At 65.7% G+C, this 16,786-nt stretch carries 15 protein-coding genes; 10 read left to right on the forward strand and 5 right to left on the reverse strand.

Annotation, left to right across the window (positions count from 1 at the left end):
• Positions 1-48: 48 nt before the first annotated feature.
• Together ctaD and coxB are read right to left on the reverse strand one after the other, a co-directional pair.
• Positions 49-1,725 (reverse strand): cytochrome c oxidase subunit I, encoded by a 1,677-nt coding sequence (gene ctaD / locus AC07NK_RS01690; protein WP_495168831.1) that lies wholly within the window; start codon positions 1,723-1,725, stop codon positions 49-51.
• Positions 1,726-1,728: 3 nt separating this feature from the next.
• Positions 1,729-2,865, reverse strand: coding sequence for a cytochrome c oxidase subunit II (gene coxB / locus AC07NK_RS01695; RefSeq protein WP_495169615.1), 1,137 nt, complete (start codon positions 2,863-2,865; stop codon positions 1,729-1,731).
• A 305-nt stretch (positions 2,866-3,170) separates the two neighbouring features.
• Between coxB and pyrE the strand changes: the two genes are divergently transcribed.
• From pyrE to AC07NK_RS01730, 7 genes are read left to right on the forward strand one after another with little or no spacing between them, the layout of a single operon-like run.
• Positions 3,171-3,755 carry an orotate phosphoribosyltransferase gene (gene pyrE, locus AC07NK_RS01700; protein ID WP_495168832.1) on the forward strand — a complete coding sequence of 195 codons (585 nt, stop codon included), beginning with the start codon at positions 3,171-3,173 and terminating at the stop codon, positions 3,753-3,755.
• The gene (locus AC07NK_RS01705; RefSeq protein WP_495168833.1) at positions 3,752-4,480 is read left to right on the forward strand and encodes a pyridoxine 5'-phosphate synthase; all 729 of its coding nucleotides are present in this window, start codon (positions 3,752-3,754) and stop codon (positions 4,478-4,480) included. The genes pyrE and AC07NK_RS01705 overlap by 4 nt, the downstream gene beginning before the upstream one ends.
• The gene (gene acpS, locus AC07NK_RS01710; protein WP_495168834.1) at positions 4,477-4,881 is read left to right on the forward strand and encodes a holo-ACP synthase; all 405 of its coding nucleotides are present in this window, start codon (positions 4,477-4,479) and stop codon (positions 4,879-4,881) included. The genes AC07NK_RS01705 and acpS overlap by 4 nt, the downstream gene beginning before the upstream one ends.
• 3 nt (positions 4,882-4,884) lie before the next feature.
• The gene (lepB, locus tag AC07NK_RS01715; RefSeq protein ID WP_495168835.1) at positions 4,885-5,760 is read left to right on the forward strand and encodes a signal peptidase I; all 876 of its coding nucleotides are present in this window, start codon (positions 4,885-4,887) and stop codon (positions 5,758-5,760) included.
• A 6-nt stretch (positions 5,761-5,766) separates the two neighbouring features.
• Entirely contained in the window at positions 5,767-6,903 is a 1,137-nt protein-coding gene (locus AC07NK_RS01720; RefSeq protein ID WP_495168836.1) for an AI-2E family transporter, read from the forward strand.
• Positions 6,900-7,526 carry a maleylacetoacetate isomerase gene (maiA, locus tag AC07NK_RS01725; RefSeq protein ID WP_495168837.1) on the forward strand — a complete coding sequence of 209 codons (627 nt, stop codon included), beginning with the start codon at positions 6,900-6,902 and terminating at the stop codon, positions 7,524-7,526. The genes AC07NK_RS01720 and maiA overlap by 4 nt, the downstream gene beginning before the upstream one ends.
• Positions 7,523-9,556, forward strand: coding sequence for a TonB-dependent receptor (locus tag AC07NK_RS01730; protein WP_495168838.1), 2,034 nt, complete (start codon positions 7,523-7,525; stop codon positions 9,554-9,556). Before maiA ends, AC07NK_RS01730 begins: the two co-directional genes overlap by 4 nt.
• Here the strand turns inward: AC07NK_RS01730 and AC07NK_RS01735 are convergent.
• Positions 9,541-10,626 carry a glycosyltransferase gene (locus AC07NK_RS01735; protein ID WP_495168839.1) on the reverse strand — a complete coding sequence of 362 codons (1,086 nt, stop codon included), beginning with the start codon at positions 10,624-10,626 and terminating at the stop codon, positions 9,541-9,543. The two genes, AC07NK_RS01730 and AC07NK_RS01735, sit on opposite strands and share 16 nt — an antisense overlap.
• A gap of 173 nt (positions 10,627-10,799) precedes the next feature.
• Between AC07NK_RS01735 and AC07NK_RS01740 the strand changes: the two genes are divergently transcribed.
• Genes AC07NK_RS01740 through AC07NK_RS01750 form a run of 3 tightly spaced genes read left to right on the forward strand, consistent with a single transcriptional unit; the run spans position 10,800 to position 13,461 of the window.
• Positions 10,800-11,729 (forward strand): hypothetical protein, encoded by a 930-nt coding sequence (locus AC07NK_RS01740; protein WP_495168840.1) that lies wholly within the window; start codon positions 10,800-10,802, stop codon positions 11,727-11,729.
• Positions 11,729-12,262, forward strand: coding sequence for a DUF2141 domain-containing protein (locus AC07NK_RS01745; RefSeq protein WP_495168841.1), 534 nt, complete (start codon positions 11,729-11,731; stop codon positions 12,260-12,262). Before AC07NK_RS01740 ends, AC07NK_RS01745 begins: the two co-directional genes overlap by 1 nt.
• Before the next feature lie 8 nt (positions 12,263-12,270).
• Positions 12,271-13,461, forward strand: coding sequence for a glycosyltransferase (locus tag AC07NK_RS01750; RefSeq protein WP_495168842.1), 1,191 nt, complete (start codon positions 12,271-12,273; stop codon positions 13,459-13,461).
• Here AC07NK_RS01750 and AC07NK_RS01755 read toward each other — a convergent pair.
• Together AC07NK_RS01755 and AC07NK_RS01760 are read right to left on the reverse strand one after the other, a co-directional pair.
• Positions 13,451-14,989 (reverse strand): ArnT family glycosyltransferase, encoded by a 1,539-nt coding sequence (locus AC07NK_RS01755; protein ID WP_495168843.1) that lies wholly within the window; start codon positions 14,987-14,989, stop codon positions 13,451-13,453. The genes AC07NK_RS01750 and AC07NK_RS01755 overlap by 11 nt on opposite strands.
• A gap of 98 nt (positions 14,990-15,087) precedes the next feature.
• Entirely contained in the window at positions 15,088-16,746 is a 1,659-nt protein-coding gene (locus AC07NK_RS01760) for a DUF8614 domain-containing protein (protein ID WP_495168844.1), read from the reverse strand.
• Positions 16,747-16,786: the final 40 nt, after the last annotated feature.

The following is a 16,786-nucleotide window of genomic DNA, read 5'->3' on the forward strand; positions in this document are numbered from 1 at the left end:
CCCGGAGGTTTCCCTCCGGGGCGTTTTCGTTTCAGCCGTCGCTAAAACTCAGTGGTGCTTGTCGTCGTCGATGACGGGCAGCGTTTCGAACTGGTGGAACGGCGGCGGGCTGGACAGGGTCCATTCCAGCGTCGTCGCGCCTTCGCCCCACGGGTTGGCTTCCGCCTTCTTGCCCGCGAGCAGCGACCAGAACAGGTTGATGAAGAAGATCACCATACCCGCGAGCATGATCAGATAGCCCATGCTGGAGATATGGTTCCAGTAAGCGAAGGCGTCGCCATAGTCCGGGATACGGCGCGGCATGCCCTGCAGACCCAGGAAGTGCTGCGGGAAGAACATCACGTTCACGCCGATGAAGAACACCCAGAAGTGCAGCTGGCCGAGGAGCTCGCTGTACATCCGGCCCGACATCTTCGGGAACCAGTAGTAGAAGCCCGCGAACAGACCGAACACCGCGCCGAGGCTGAGCACATAGTGGAAGTGCGCAACCACGTAATAGGTGTCGTGCATATAGTCGTCGACGCCACCGTTCGCGAGCACCACGCCGGTGACGCCGCCCACGGTGAACATGAAGATGAAGCCGATCGCCCAGACCATCGGGGTCTTGAAGCTCATCGAGCCACCCCACATCGTCGCGATCCACGAGAAGATCTTCACACCCGTCGGCACCGCGATGATCATGGTCGCGGCGGTGAAGTACATCTTCACGTTCACGCTCATGCCGGTGGTGAACATGTGGTGCGCCCACACGACGAACCCGACCACGCCGATCGCGACCATGGCATAGGCCATACCGAGATAGCCGAACACCGGCTTGCGGCTGAAGGTCGCGACGATCTGGCTGACGATGCCGAAGCCCGGCAGGATCATGATGTACACTTCGGGGTGACCGAAGAACCAGAACAGATGCTGGTAGAGCACCGGATCGCCGCCGCCGGAAGGATCGTAGAAGGTGGTGCCGAAGTTACGGTCGGTCAGCAGCATGGTGATCGCGGCGGCGAGAACCGGCAGCGCGAGCAGCAGCAGGAAGGCGGTGATCAGCACCGACCATACGAACAGCGGCATCTTGTGCAGGGTCATACCCGGCGCGCGCATGTTGAAGATGGTGGTGATGAAGTTGATCGCGCCCAGGATCGAGCTGGCGCCCGCGAGGTGGAGCGACAGGATCGCCATGTCGACCGACGGTCCCGGCTCGCCATAGGTCGAGAGTGGGGCGTAGACGGTCCAGCCAACACCCGCGCCACCGCCGACGAAGGGCGAGGCGAGCAGCAGCAGGAACGCCGGCACGAGCAACCAGAAGGACAGGTTATTCATGCGCGGGAATGCCATGTCCGGCGCGCCGATCATGATCGGCACGAACCAGTTGCCGAAGCCGCCGATCATCGCCGGCATGACCATGAAGAACACCATGATCAGGCCGTGAGCGGTGATCAGAACGTTCCAGAAATGCTGGGCTTCGTCGAAGGTCTGCGGGCCGCCATGCACCCATTCGGAGATATAGCCGAGGTGCTGGATGCCGGGTTCGGCCAGCTCGAGGCGCATCACGCCCGAGATCGCGCCACCGATGATCCCCGCGAGAATCGCGAAGATCAGGTACAGCGTGCCGATGTCCTTGTGGTTGGTCGACAGGAACCAGCGCGCGAAGAAGCCGGGCTTATGATCCGCGTCATGGTGGTGGTCGTCATGCGCCGTAAAGGCGTGGGCGTCGCGGGCTACGTCGGTCATGGCTTACTGGTCCGTGTTGCCGGTGGCGGCTTGATTGGTGGTTGCGGCAGCTTCGGTCGCGTTGGTCGCTTCAGCAGTGTTGCCGGCGGGCGCAGCAGCAGCAGGCGCTGCGGCTGCCGGGGCAGCAGACTTGGCCTCGGGCATCTTGCCGCCCTTGGCCGCGACCCACTGCGCGAACACGGCAGGCTCAACCGCTTCGACCGCGATCGGCATATACGCGTGGCGCGCGCCGCACAGTTCCGAGCACTGGCCGAAATAGACGCCGGGCTTGTCGACGATGAAGCTGGTTTCGTTGAGGCGGCCGGGGACCGCGTCGATCTTGATCCAGAAGGCCGGGATCGCCCAGCTGTGGATCACGTCGCTCGCCGTAGCGATCAGACGGATCGGTGTACCCACCGGAACAACAATGCGGTTGTCGACCGCAAGCAGGCGCGGACCGTCGACATCGGTGCGGTGACGCGTGCCGGCCGGAACATCGCCCTTTTCCTTGAGCATGTTGGCGGTGATCGAAATGCCGCCATGGTCGGGATATTCGTAGCTCCAGAACCACTGGTTGCCGATCGCCTTGATCGTCACCGCGTTATCCGGCGCAGGCTTGAACTGCTTGGCAAGCAGCGAAATCGACGGCCAGGCGATCACCGCGAGGATCAGAACCGGGACGACCGTCCAGATGATCTCGATCAGCGTGTTGTGGCTGGTCTTCGAGGGATTGGGGTTCGCCTTCCGGCGGAAGCGGACGATCGTCAAGCCGAGCAGGATCAGAACGAAGATCGAAACCGCGAAGATGATCGGCAGCAGGATCCAGTTGTGGAAATGCGCCGCGCTTTCACCAAGCTTGGTCACCTGCGGCTGGATGCCGAAATGGCCGTTGACCGGCTGACCGATACCCGCAACCGGGCCAGTCTTGTGCGTGCCGTCGGGATTGAGCGTCGGATCGGCGGGAGTCGCCGCTGCTGCGGGAGCCGCTGCGGTGGCGGCGGCAGGCGCCGCGGTTGCCGCCGGCGATTCGACCGCGACCGGCGCGGGAACCGCGGGTGCTTCGACGGCCGGTGCAGCCGGAGCCGTCTGTCCCTGGGCCATGCCGCCGGCGAGCGCGAGGCCAGCGGCCAGGACGATCGCCTTCAATCCATGCATGCGCATCTTGTCGTTCAACCCCATGTTTCCTTTACCCCATATGCGGGGGCGCCGGGCTTCCGGTCGCGCGGGCGCAACTTGCCCGTTGGGGCTGGCCTATAGCAGCAAGATCGCGTGTCTCAAGCTTGTCGCGCCTCTTTTTAGTTGCGGCGCCTGCCCGCTCCCCCACCCGACTACCCATAAGATGCTGTCGCCGGGTGGCCGGATGTAAAGCGGGCAGGCGCCGCGATTCGCTCCGCTGATACACCGCGGTTGCGGCGCAGGCGGCCCGCGCCTAGATGCGAACAGCGCGAAAAAGGGTGGAAAGACGCATGACTGACGACGAGGTTCTGGACGAGTTTCGCGCTGCCGAGGCGCTGCTTGAAGGGCATTTCATTCTATCCTCGGGCCTGCGCAGCTCGCGCTATCTGCAGTGCGCGCGCGTGCTGATGAATCCGGCGCGCGCCGGGCGGCTCGCGCAGGCGGTGGCGGCGAAGATCCCCGCCGAACTTCGCGCGCAGATCAGCGCCGTCGTCGCCCCGGCCATGGGCGGCGTGATCGCCGGACAGGAAGTCGCGCGCGCACTGAACGTCGACGCGATGTTCGTCGAACGCCCTACCGGCACCTTCGAGCTGCGCCGCGGCTTCCGGCTGTCGCCGGGTCAGAAGGTGCTGATGATGGAAGATGTCGTCACCACCGGACTGTCGTCGCTCGAAGCGATCAAGGCGATTGCGGAAGCGGGCGGCGAGGTGATCGCCGCGGCGTCGCTGGTCGACCGCTCGAACGGCGCCGCCGATCTCGGCGTCCCCTTCTTCCCGCTGATCCGACTCGACGTACCGAGCTACGACGCCGATTCGCTGCCGCCCGAACTGGCGGCGATTCCGGCAATCAAGCCGGGGAGCCGGGTGGAGGCATGAGCGGCAAGCTGCGCCTTGGCGTGAACATCGACCATGTCGCGACCGTGCGGAATGCGCGCGGCAGCGGCTATCCCGATCCGGTGCGCGCGGCGCTGCTGGCAGCACAAGCCGGAGCCGACGGCATCACCGCACATTTGCGGGAAGACCGCCGCCACATCACCGACGACGACATCGCCCGCCTCTCGGCCGAACTGCCGGTGCCGCTCAACCTTGAGATGGCCGCAACCGAGGAAATGCTGGGCATCGCGCTGCGCCATAAGCCGCACGCCGCGTGCATCGTCCCGGAAAAGCGCGAGGAGCGCACGACCGAGGGCGGACTCGACGCGCGGGGGCAGCACAATCTGCTCGCACCAATGGTGGCCGAGCTGCGCAACGCAAACATCCGCGTGTCGCTGTTCATCGAACCCGACCCCGCGCAGATTGAGGCGGCGTTGCGGCTGGGAGCGCCGGTGGTCGAGCTGCACACCGGGCGCTATTGCGAGCTGGAGGGCGAGGCGCAGACCGTCGAGCTGCGCCGCATCGCCGACGCCGCAGCACTGGCGGCAAAGAACGGGATCGAGGTTCATGCCGGGCACGGACTGACCTTCGACAATGTCATTCCCATCGCCGCGATCCCGCAGCTCGCCGAACTCAATATCGGCCATTTCCTGATCGGCGAAGCGATCTTCGACGGTCTGGCACCCGTGGTGACGCGGATGCGAGCGCTGATGGATGCGGCGCGTTGATCATCGGGATTGGATCCGACCTCTGTAACATCGAGCGAATTCAGTCGACGCTCGACCGGTTCGGGATGCGCTTCGAACAGCGCGTGTTCACCGATGTCGAGCTGCGCAAGGCGGCGAAACGCCCGCTCAACTACGCCGCGACGCTGGCCAAGCGCTTCGCTGCCAAGGAGGCGTTCTCCAAAGCCGTCGGCACCGGGTTCAAGGCCGGGGTGTTCATGCGCGACATCGGCGTGGTCAACGCGCCCTCCGGCGCGCCGACGCTGGCGCTGACCGGCGGCGCAAAGGCACGGCTTGACGCCATGACTCCGGCGGGTCACGTCGCGAAGGTGCATCTGACGCTGACCGACGATCACCCCTGGGCGCAGGCGCTGGTGGTGATTGAAGCAGTGGCGGCGGAATAGAAGATGGCCGAGGAGTTGGCGTTGACGGCGAAGAGCGACGTGAAGACCGGGCGCACCGACTGGTGGGGCGAGATCAAGGGCATCTTCTGGCTCGTCGTCGCGGTGCTCGGCTTTCACAGCCTGATCGCCAAGCCCTTCTACATCCCGTCCGAATCGATGATGCCATCGCTGCTGATCGGCGACCGGCTGGTGGTGACCAAATATCCTTACGGCTATTCCTACGTCACCCCGACCTTTCACGTCCTGCCGTTCATGAAGGGGCGGCTGTTCGGGAGCGTACCGAAGCGGGGCGACATCGTCATCGTCACGCCGCCGCACGCCCGCACCGACTATATCAAGCGCGTGATCGGCCTGCCGGGCGAGCTGATCGAGACGCATGGCGGCATCCTCTATATCAACGGACGACAGGTCGCGCGGGCGGCGATGGGCGAGCGGCTGATCCCGATCGACGCCTACACGCGGTGCGGACTCGACACGCCGCCCGACCAGCGCAACATCTATGAGGGCCGGGTCGTCAGCGACGCGGCGGGCAAGCAGTTCTGCAGGGTGCCGATCATACGCGAGACCTTGCCCGAGGGCGCGAGCTACGACACGATCGACCTTGGCATGACCAGCGGCGACAATTTCGGCCCGATGCGGATTCCCGCCGGCCATGTCTTTCTGATGGGCGACAATCGCGACAATAGCGCCGACAGCCGCATGACCATCGATCAGAACGGTCTGGGGGGCGCGGTGCCGGTCGAGAGCATCGGCGGACGCGCCGAGTTCATCACTTTCAGCCTCGATGGCAGCGCGAGCTGGAACCCGCTCACCTGGGCGGGTTCGTTCCGCTCGGGCCGCGCGGGCGACTCGCTTCATCCCGAACGCCCCGCGGAGTAACCAGCGATGAGCAAGGAAAACGTCTCGATCGTCCGCGAGCCCGGCCCCAACGAGATGCGCGATCCGGTGATGCGCGCCGAGCTGCGCAAGGCGTCGGTCTGGTTCGGACTCGCTATCGCCACAGCCTTGGTGGTGCTGCTGATTCAGCCGCTGCTGCTGATCTTCGCCGGTCTTGTCGTTGCGTCGATGCTCGACGGCGGCGCGCGCCTGATCCGCAAGATCCTGCCAATTCCCCGCGGTTTCGCGCTGGCGATCGTCGTCCTGCTGGTGATCGCGTTCGTCGGCGGAGTGATTTATCTCACCGGGGTGGAAATCGCCGCGCAGGCCGAGCAGCTGCGGCAGACGCTGGAAGCGCAGGCGAACCGGGTCAGCGCCTGGCTGACCGAGCTCGGCATCATGCCTGCGGCATCGGACCTCACCGGGCTCGCACAGCAGGCGCTCGGTTCGGTCGGACGGGTGACCTCGTTCATCGGCGGCGCGATCGGCGCGATCGGCAGCTTCTTCCTCGTCCTCGTCATCGGGCTGTTCGTCGCGATGGAGCCGCGCATCTACGAGCGCGGGCTGCAGTGGATGGTCCCGATGGCAACGCGCGATCAGTTCGCGATCACGCTGGCGCGCATGGCTCGGACGATGCGCGTTCTGCTGGCCGGACGCATCCTCGGCATGATCTTCGAAGGCGCGCTCACCTGGATACTCCTGTCAGTCGCCGGTGTACCGATGGCGCTTCTGCTCGGCATCCTGACCGGCATCCTCGCCTTCATTCCCAATATCGGTGCATTCATCTCGGGCGTGCTGATGGTCGCGGTCGGCTTCAGCGCCGGGCCCGAGCAGGGCTTGTGGGCGATCGCGATCTACTTCGGCGTGCAGACGTTCGACGGCTATGTGCTGCTTCCGCTGGTCGCGAAGCATACGGTCGACATGCCGCCGGCGCTGACCGTCTCGTCGCAGATCCTGGCAAGCACGCTGTTCGGCTTCCTTGGCCTCGCTCTGGCCGATCCGATCGTGGCGATGATCAAGGTCGCGCTCGAGCGGAAGTCGGAGCAGGCGATCGCCGCCGGAATTGGGGCCGAACCCGAGCCGGACCCCGGTCCACCCCCGGCCAGGCCGCGCGCGCGCCGCGCCGTTCCACGGAACGCGGCATGATCCTCTACGACTATTTCCGTTCGTCCGCCGCCTATCGCGTGCGGATCGCGCTCAACCTCAAGGGCGTCGCGTACGAACGCCGCGAAGTGCATCTGGTAAAGGGCGAGCAACGCTCGGCGGAGCATGTCGCGCGCAATCCGCAGGGGTTCGTCCCCGCACTCGACATCGGAAACGGGCGCGTGCTGACGCAGAGCCTGGCGATCATCGAATGGCTCGATGCCACCTATCCCGAGCCGCGGCTCATCCCGGCCGATCCGCTCGCCCGCGCCGATGCGATGGCGCGTGCGCTGCTGATCGCGGCGGACACCCATCCCGTGAACAACCTGCGCATCCTCAAGCGGCTCGAATCCCAGTTCGACGCGGATGAGGCGGCCAAGGCCGAATGGTATCGCCACTGGATCGCCGAGGGATTTGTGGCGCTGGAAGCAATGGCAGGCGACGGCCCGTATCTTGGGGGCGACGCGCCCGACGTCAGCGACGTGCTGCTGGTACCGCAGATGTACAATGCGCGCCGGTTCGAGCTGCCGCTCGACGCCTATCCCAAGCTGGTCGCGGCCGATGCCGCCGCATCTGCGCTTGAGGCCTTCGCCACCGCGCATCCCGACCAGGCCAAGCCTGAATGAGGGCCTTCGCGGCTCTCCTGATCCTTCCCCTGCCCGCCCTTGCCCAGGACATCGTGGTGACCGGGCGCGGACTCGATGTGCCACCGGGCGAGGCCGCCTATGCCGTTGCCGAGATCGATCGCGAGCGGCTGACCGAATCGGCCAGCGGACGGATCGAGGATGTGCTGCGCGATGCCGCCGGCGCAGCGCAGTTCCGCCGTGCCGATTCGCGCTCTGCGCACCCAACCGCACAGGGGATCACCTTGCGCGGGCTCGGCGGCAATGCATCGAGCCGCGCGCTGCTACTGCTCGACGGGGTGCCCCAGGCCGACCCGTTCGGCGGCTGGGTGCCCTTCCCCGCCTATCTGCCCGAGCGGCTGGCGTCGGTACGCATCACGCGCGGCGGGGGCAGCGGCTATCACGGCGCGGGGGCGCTCGCCGGCACAATCGAGCTGACCAGCGCCGATGCGGCGATGCTGGGACCGCTGGCGCTGACCGGTTTCCATGGCAGCCGCGAATCGATCGATCTGGTGGCGACGGGCGGCGCGAAACTCGGTGCAGGATCGTTGACGATCGCGGGACAGTTCGCGCGGGGCGATGGCTTTATTCCAATCGTCGAGGAGAATCGCGGTCCCGCAGACAGGGCAGCGCCCTACCGGCAGGCGAGCCTTGCGCTGCGTGCGGTGTTTCCGGTCGGCGAGAGCGTCGAACTTCAGGCCAATCTGTCGGGGTTCAGCGACGAGCGCGACCGCGGAACCGATTTCACGGCGATGACGAGTCAGGGCACGGACGCAAGCGTGCGACTGGTGGGACGTGGGCGCTGGCGCTGGTCGGCGCTCGCCTATCTCCAGCATCGCGACTTTTCGAGCGGGTTCGCGAGCGTCAGCGCGGGTCGCGCAACGGCGTCGCCGACACTCGACCAGCATGTCCCGGCGACCGGCGCTGGCGCGCGGATCGAGATCGAGCCACCGGTCGGCAGCGGCGCAACGCTGCGGCTGGGCGGCGACCTGCGCCACACATCGGGGCGGACCCAGGAGCTGTACACTTATGTCGCGGGCCGCCCGACGCGGCGACGCAGCGCGGGCGGCGAAACGCTGACCGGCGGGCTGTTCGCGGATTTGAGCCTCGAACGCGGACCGCTGACGCTGAGCGCGGGCGGGCGCGTCGATCGCTGGACCATCTCCAGAGGATCGCTGTTCGAGGCACCGCTTGCAGGCGGCGCGGCGCTTACCGATGCGCGTTTTGCAGATCGCAGCGGCTGGGAGGCGAGCGGACGGGCGGGCATCGCGGTCAGGCTTGCGCCGGCGGTGTCGCTGCGCAGTGCCGCCTATACCGGCTGGCGGTTGCCGACGCTTAACGAGCTTTACCGCCCGTTCCGCGCCGGCACCGACGCGACAGCCGCCAACCCGCTGCTCGATCCCGAACGGCTGGTGGGAGCGGAGGCCGGGATCGATCTGACCCCAACGCCCACGCTGACGCTGAGCGCAACCGGCTATTGGAACCGCATCCGCGGCGCGATCGGCAATGTCACGCTGGGTACAGGGCCGGGCAGTTTCCCCGGTGTCGGCTTCGTCGCGGCGGGCGGTGCCTATCGCCAGCGGCTCAATCTCGATGCGATCGTCGCGAAGGGCGTGGAGGTCGACTTGCGCTGGCGTTCCGGACCGTGGCGCGCAAGCGCGTCCTGGGCCTTCACCGATGCCGGCGTCGAAGCCACAGGTGCGGCGGCAGCGCTCGACGGCAAGCGGCCTGCGCAGGTCGCACGGCATCAGGGATCCGCGAGTCTTGGCTGGACGCGCAAGCGCGTGTCGGTCTCGGTCACGGGCCGTTACATCGGAAGCCAGTTCGAGGACGATCAGAACGCGCGGATGCTAACCGATGCGGTCACGTTCGATGCGCGGGTCGCGGTGCCGCTGACTGCCGGGTTGGCGATCGAAGTGCGTGGCGAGAACCTGAGCAATGCGCGAGTCGAGACCGCGATTACCGGCAACGGTATCGTTGAGCGCGCAACCCCACGCACGCTCTGGGTCGGCGTCAGCTACCGGCCGCGCTGAGCCACCAGATCGTCGAACAGGTCGAGATAGGCCTGCACCGGATCCGGACCCGTCTCGACGCGCGGCTCGGGGCGCTGACGACCGGGCGCCAGCCAGTAATTAAGCGCTGCCACCAGACGGGCGCGGTCGCCCGGTGGGATCACCGTACCGCGCTCGGGCGTATCGATCAGTTCGGGAATCGCGACGCTCGAATCGGTGGCGACGGCCGGTGTGCCGAGCGCGATCGCTTCGCGTAACACCCCCGGCACGCCTTCGAATTCGGAGGTCAGCGCCATCACCGCCGCACGCTCGATCGCCGGAAGCGGATCAGGCGCATGGCCGGGCATCAGAACCCGTCCGGCGAGGCCCAATCGCTCGACCAGCCGCTCGAGTGATGCGCGCTCCCCGCCCTCGCCCAGGATGAGCAGCTTGACGTCCGGATCATTCAGCCGCGGCATCGCGGCAATCAACCGGTCCCAGCGTTTCTGCGGGGCGAGCCGCCCGACACCGACAATGAAGCGCCCCTCGGGCATCGGGGGTGGAGGTGCGCCGGGGATCGGCAGGGTGGCCGGATTGGCGATGACGTGCACGCGCGATGGCGCGATTCGCATCTGCTCCACCGTCTCCTTCGCCATCGCCGGCGTCATCGCGACCAGCGCATCGAGAAACCCGGGATGCATGCGCAGCCACGCGCCATAGCCCCAGCTCACCGCGCGAAGCAGGTCGGATCGCACCAGCGAGTTCGACACCTGCGCCGCCATCGGCGGGCACGATTCGCCCAGGCGGCGGCGCAACCAGAATGCGGCGGCGGTATAATGGTTGCCCGGGCAGAAGATCACATCGGGGCGCACCTCCCGCACGATATCGGCAAGACCGAACATCGCCCGATACCGCGCGTCGCCAAGTTCATGCAGCGTCACATTCGGAGGCAATTCATGCGCGAGCGCGCCGCCTGCATCGCCGATCACCAGCGTGACCCGCCGCCCGGCTTGCTCCCACCCGGCAGCCATGCGCATCAGCGCGCGCTCCACCCCGCCCCCCTTCAGCGTCTGGGCGAAACTCAGGATATGGGATGCTGGCGGATGAGGCATGGACTTGTAGATTGCCTTGTTAAAGCCCAAATCGCCCCGCGATGAAACCGTATTCTGGTGTGAGAGACGCACCTGCTAGCATCGTGGCCATCTTTTGACGTCCTGACATGCTCGAATATGCGGGGAGAGAGGTAGCCTGATTGGCTTATGTTGAACCGCCGGGAGCGCAATTCTTGACGACGAGTACGCTGGCCGGTCCGGCTCCCCAGCCCGGCATGGCGGAGCCATCCGGTCTGGAGCCGATCGCGAAGATCAAACGCCGCTGGCCGACCTGGCTGGGCGCGGTGCTCTCACTGCTGATGGTGGTGGGCGTCGGCCATGAACTGCTCGACAAGGGGCTGCACGGGCTGACCAGCACAGCGCCGGCCAGCTGGATTTTCTATATCTTCTTCGCGCTCAAATACATGGTTGGGCCGACCTTCGATTTCATCATCTATCGCCGGCTGTGGAACATCCCCTGGTCGGGCATGATTGCGCTGCACCGCAAGCGAATCGCCAACGACGTGGTGCTCGGCTATTCGGGCGAGGCCTATTTCTATGCCTGGGCACGCCAGCGGACAAAGATGGTCGCGGCACCCTTTGGCGCGGTGAAGGACGTGTCGATCCTCTCGGCGATGGCCGGCAATGCGATGACGCTGTTGCTGCTGGCGCTCGCGCTGCCGCTGGCATCGGAATTGCTCACACCGGCGCAGTTCAAGACCGGTATCGTCTCCGCCGCGGTGATCGCCGTGATGTCGGTGCCGTTCCTGCTGCTCTCGCGACGCGTGTTCTCGCTCCAGCGGCGCGAGCTGTGGGAGGTGTTCGGCATCCACGGCGCGCGGCTGATCTCCGATTCACTGCTCGTCGCACTGGCCTGGGCGTTCGCCATGCCGGGTGTTGGGCTTGGGACCTGGATCCTGCTGGCGGCGGCGCGAATGCTCGTGTCCCGCCTGCCGTTCGTTCCGAACAAGGATCTGCTGTTCGCCGGCTTTGCAATCCTTCTGATCGGTCAGGGCGAGGCGCTGACCGAACTGCTTTCGTTCATGGCCGCCCTGACACTGTTGATCCATGCGGTGCTGATCGCGGGGTTCGGCATCCTGGGACTGGTGAGGAAGGAACTGTGATGAATAGGATAACACCAGCATGCGGCGCCGCCGCGATCGGTGTTGCGCTGCTGGCGGCAAGCGCACCGGCAGCGGCTCAGCAAGTGCGCGGCGAAGACGCCCAGGCCTGTATCGACGGCAGCGGGCCTGCGATCCGTGTCAACATCGTCGGCCTCAAAGACCGGCGCGGCCGCCTTAAGCTTGAGCTCTATCCCGGTCAGGAGGGGGATTATCTCAAGGACGACCATGACCTCAAACGCGAAGGCAAGTTCTTTGGCCGGAGCTTCGCCGACACGCCGGCAACGGGCGCCGTCGTCCTGTGCATCAAGGCCCCGCGCCCCGGCACCTATGGGCTGTTTTTCACCCATGACCGCGACGGCAAGAACAAGTTCAATTTCTGGCAGGATGGCGCAGGCTTTCCGAGCAATCGCAAGATGGGGCGCAGCCGCCCTAAAGTTGCGGACGGGTTGGTACAAGTCGGTCGCGGTGTGACGACGGTGACAATCCACGCCCAGTATCTGCGTGGTCTGGGCTTTAGCCCGTTGAGCAGCTAAGACGCGCCATGCGCATCGTCGACGTCAACGAATATTATTCGCCGACCGGGGGCGGAGTCCGCACGTATCTCGACCGCAAGATGCGAATCATGGCCGAGCTTGGTCATGAGCTGATCGTGATCGCGCCGTTCGATGAAGACCGGATCGAGGACCGTCCCGATGGCGGGCGCATCTACTGGGTCAAGGCCCCGCCGCTGATCGTCGATCGCAACTATTGGCTGTTCAAGGATATGGCGCCCGTCATCCGCCTGCTCGACCAACTCAAGCCCGACGTGGTCGAGACCAGCTCGCCCTGGCGTCCCGCCTGGGCGCTCAGCCGCTGGCGGGGCGACGCGCTCAAGGTCTTCTTCGCGCATAACGACAATATCGGCGCCTATCCGCAGCGCTGGCTGGCGCCGTTTGCCAGCCCCGACCGGATCGAACAGCTGTTCGGCTGGTACACGCGCTACATGAACAAGTTTCTCGAAGGGTTCGACACCTTCGTCACCAACGGCCCTGCGCTGGCGAAGCGCTACCGGCGGCGCGGGACGCGAGTCGATGCGGCGCTGCCGCTCGGTATCGATCGCAACCATTTCTCGCCGGCGCTGCGCGACGAGAAGCTGCGCGCGGCGATGCTGGCGCAGCTCGACCTGCCCCCTGACGGACATTTGCTGATCGGGCTGGGGCGGCATCACAAGGAGAAGCGCTGGCCGGTGGTGATCGACGCGGTCGAGCGCGCCGGAGCGAAGCTGCCGGTGGGCCTGATGCTGCTGGGCGACGGACCGCAACGCTCGGCGCTGGAGCGCCAGATCGCGGGCAACACGCATATCCGTCTGTTCCGCCCGATTTACGACCGCGAGCGTTTCTCACGCATCATGGCGAGTGCGGACGCGCTGATCCATGGATCGGACCAGGAGCCGTTCGGACTGGTGGCGTCGGAGGCGCTCGCTTCCGGTCTGCCGCTGATCGTTCCCAATGACGGCGGCTGTGCGGAAGTCGCCGACCCCTTGTTCGCCGAAACCTATCGTGGCGGCGACTCCAAATCGGGCGCGGCGGCAATCCGCCGTCTGTTCGCGCGCGAGCCGTCGATCCTGCGCGCAGCAGCGCGGCACGCTGCGGGACATGTTCTGTCGGACGCGAACCATGCGATGGCGCTGATCGACTTCTACGAATCGCTCCTGGCGAACCGGCGGAGCGGCGTCGCAGACGCTATTCGGTAATGTCCCGGAACACCTCGGGCGGGCATTGTTCGATCCTGCGCGGCCAGGCCTCTTCCTTGCGGCGATAGACCACGCGCGTGCGGTTGCGCGCGTTCAGGACGCACAGCACCGGCGTGTAATGCGCCTTCAGAACGCGATGAAGCAGCGCGCGCGTCGGGCGGTTGCCGCCGCCGAACGCCGGGAAGGTCTCGACGATCGCGTCGGGGCGCCGGTCAAGGATCGCCTTCGTCTCCTGCAGCGGGTCGACACCCAGCGCCCAGGCGTTGTTCTCGTCCTGTGCGTTGACGTGCCCCGGGAAGGACCAGCGCGAGGGCATGCACGAGCCGGTCATCATATAGAGACCCGGATAGCCGTTATAGACGAAGATGCAGCCCTTGTCCGGCTTCGCCGCGGCAGCGACCGCGCGCATGGCGTCGTTCCCGCCCTTGATCGCGATCAGGTGCAGCTGCACCGCCTGCCCGGCTACCAGCGCGACCAGCGCAATGCCGATGCCCAGTCGTCGCTTCGCATCGAGCGCGGACGCGAGCAGCAGGCAGAGCGGCGGCAGCAGCGGAATGGCGTAATGCGGGCTGTTGAAGCGCCAGTAGATGATGACGCCGAACGCGGCGGCGACCAGCCACAGGCGCAACAGCTTCGCCTCTTGCGACTGAAGGTCGGCGCGGATCGCGCTGCGACCGAAAAAGGCAATGATCCCGAACGGCAACAGGATCGCACTGACTTCGAACAATTTGCTTACCTGCGCCAGCGGCGCACCCTTGCCCTGTCCGAAGATCGAAACGAAATTGCAGAAGATGAATTCCTCTGCATGGCCCACCGACCAGTAATAGAGCAGCGCAAGCAGCGTCGGCACCAGCGCGACGGCCACCATCGCCACTGCGAACAGCGGGATCCGACGCCAGGGCATTTGCTGCTTCCAGGCGAGCCAAAGGAAGGCGCAGCCGAAGAACGCACCCTCGAACACCACCGTGTATTTGATCTGGATCGCGGCGCCCAGCAGCAGCATCGCCGCGCAGCCGTTCAGCCACAGGCGGCCCCGCGCCCGCAGCGCGCCGAACAGCAGCGCCATCGCCCCGACCACCAGCAGATTGTAGAAGACCGGCGTCTGCCCGCCCTCGCCCTCCATGAAATTGAGCCACAGGATGTACAAAGCCGCGGCCAGACCCGCGCCCCACGGCCCAGCCCGACGGCGACCGAGCAGATAGATCAGCCATGAAGTCGCCACGACGAATACGAGCGCGACGAGCTTGTACTGCAGGAATCCTTCGCCGCCGAGCAGGCGGGCACCGGCATAGATCAGGAAGATCCCGATCGGCTTGCGGTCGAAGATATCGACATAGGGCAGCTCGCCCTGCAGCATCCGGTCGCCGACAAGCAGATAGAATTGCTCGTCAAAGCCCAGCGCCGGATTGCCGAAGGTGACGAACCGCACAGCGATCGCCAGGATCAGCAGCAGCGCGAGGATCGCGCGGTCCGTACCCAGGAAATGAACAGGACCGCCAGGCGCTGGCGTGGGCTGGCTAACCGTCAACGCGTACCTTTCTCAACCGCATGCCGCGAACCGGCCGGGCGGCCGTTGCGGCGCGCCGCCTTCCGCTATCGCGTCGGAATTGGCAAGGGATCTGCCGCTCACACCTTGTTCGGATAGACCGGCACGATGTCGACCGGGATCGACTTCATCGACGCGATCACGGTGCGGGCATTGTCGTCGAGCACCGCCCATTTCGCCATGAACGCCTTGACCCCATTATAGTCGCCATTGCCCTGAAGCACGATCATGTCGCGCAACAGATCGCGCAGCCCGAGTTCGAACCGCGCCTCGTCGACGCGGTAGCGACCGGCCTTGGCGTCCCAGACGAACGCGCCCTTGGCCTTGAGGTAGCCGTACTGCATCGCCGCGCCCTGACCGTGAGCCTCCTCGATTCCGAAGCGCATCGCGCGGAAGGTGCCGGTGAGGTAGGTGGCGAAGAGCTGGGATTTCTCTGCTGCGGGCAGCTCGCCCTTCTGCATCATGAACAGGATGTTCCACGCGCCCATGACATCGGCCTTGGCCTCCTCGAGGCCGCCCGCCTGCTCCTTGAGCGCCTCGCTCACGGTGGTCTTCTGTCCGTTCACGACGATCGTGCCCGGCCCCAGGCTGTGCGACAGCTCGTGGAACAGCGTTTCGAGCTGCATATACTTCTTGGACACCAGCTTCGCCTGATCGGGCACCAGCACCAGCGGCGCCATCGGGGCAAGGATACGTTCGTACTTGGCGCCCAGCACGTTGGAGAGGATCACCTTCTTTGCGCCCTTGGCCTCGCGCACGCGTTCGTCATTGGGCAGGTTGAAGGCAATGGTCTGCACGCCCGGCACATTGTCGCCGCCCCCGCGCACCTGCTCGGCCACCGCGATCGGCGATTCGAAGCCGCGCTGGAAATTCTTGTACTTGGCGGCGACGGGCAGGTTCGCCTCCATGTCGCGCAGATAGCGCTTATACTTGTCGAGCGCTGCAGATTCGGCCGGGTCCTTGAGCGTCACGAAGCTCTCGAACGCAGTCTTCTGACCGTGGAGCCGGTCGGTATAGACTTCGTACGGCCCGATCGCGACCTCGATCGGCGTGCCTTCCAGATCCATCCACGCCAGTTCGGACGCGAAATAGTCATCGGTCAGGAACGCTTTGGCACGCAGCGTCAGGAACTTCTTGAGGCTGGCGTTGGTGGTGATCGCCGCGGCTTCGTTGAGCAACCGTGCCGCCTCGGTCAACTCGGTCTTGTACGCGACCGAATAGGGGATCGCCTTCAGTTTCGCGCCGTCGCGGACGACGATGGTGTAGGGGTTGGTAAGCGCAGCTTTCTCCGCCGGGTTCTTCGCGAGATAGGCGTCAAACGCCTCCTTGGTCAGATCCGCGGGATAGAAGCCCCCGCCTTCGGGCATCTTCGCGTCGCCAAAGAACGGGCGGTTGTCGGCAAGGTCGTCCCACGGGCCGTAATAGCGGTCGAACATCTCGAGCGGCAGCCTGCCGCCCGCCTTCTCAATCGCGGCACGCGTCTGCTTCCAGTTGGCATCGCGCTGAGCGCGATAGATCAGCGACATCTGTTCCGACGCCTGGATCAGCAGATTGACCACCTGCCGCTCCTCATCGTTGAGGAAACTGGTGTCCGGCTTCATGTCGATCACCGCGAGTTTCGCCTTCTGCGCGGCGAGATCATAGCTGTCGGCGGCGGCCGTGGCGTCGTTCCCCGCAGACGGGGCCTGATTGCAGGCTGCGGTGGCGAGAAGCAGGGCGGCGAGGGCGGATCTGCGCATCGGTAACTCCGGAAACCATTCGGTTGCGGCAAGCTCTAGA

This window comes from Sphingomonas sp. GW821-FHT09B04, from assembly GCF_059418285.1.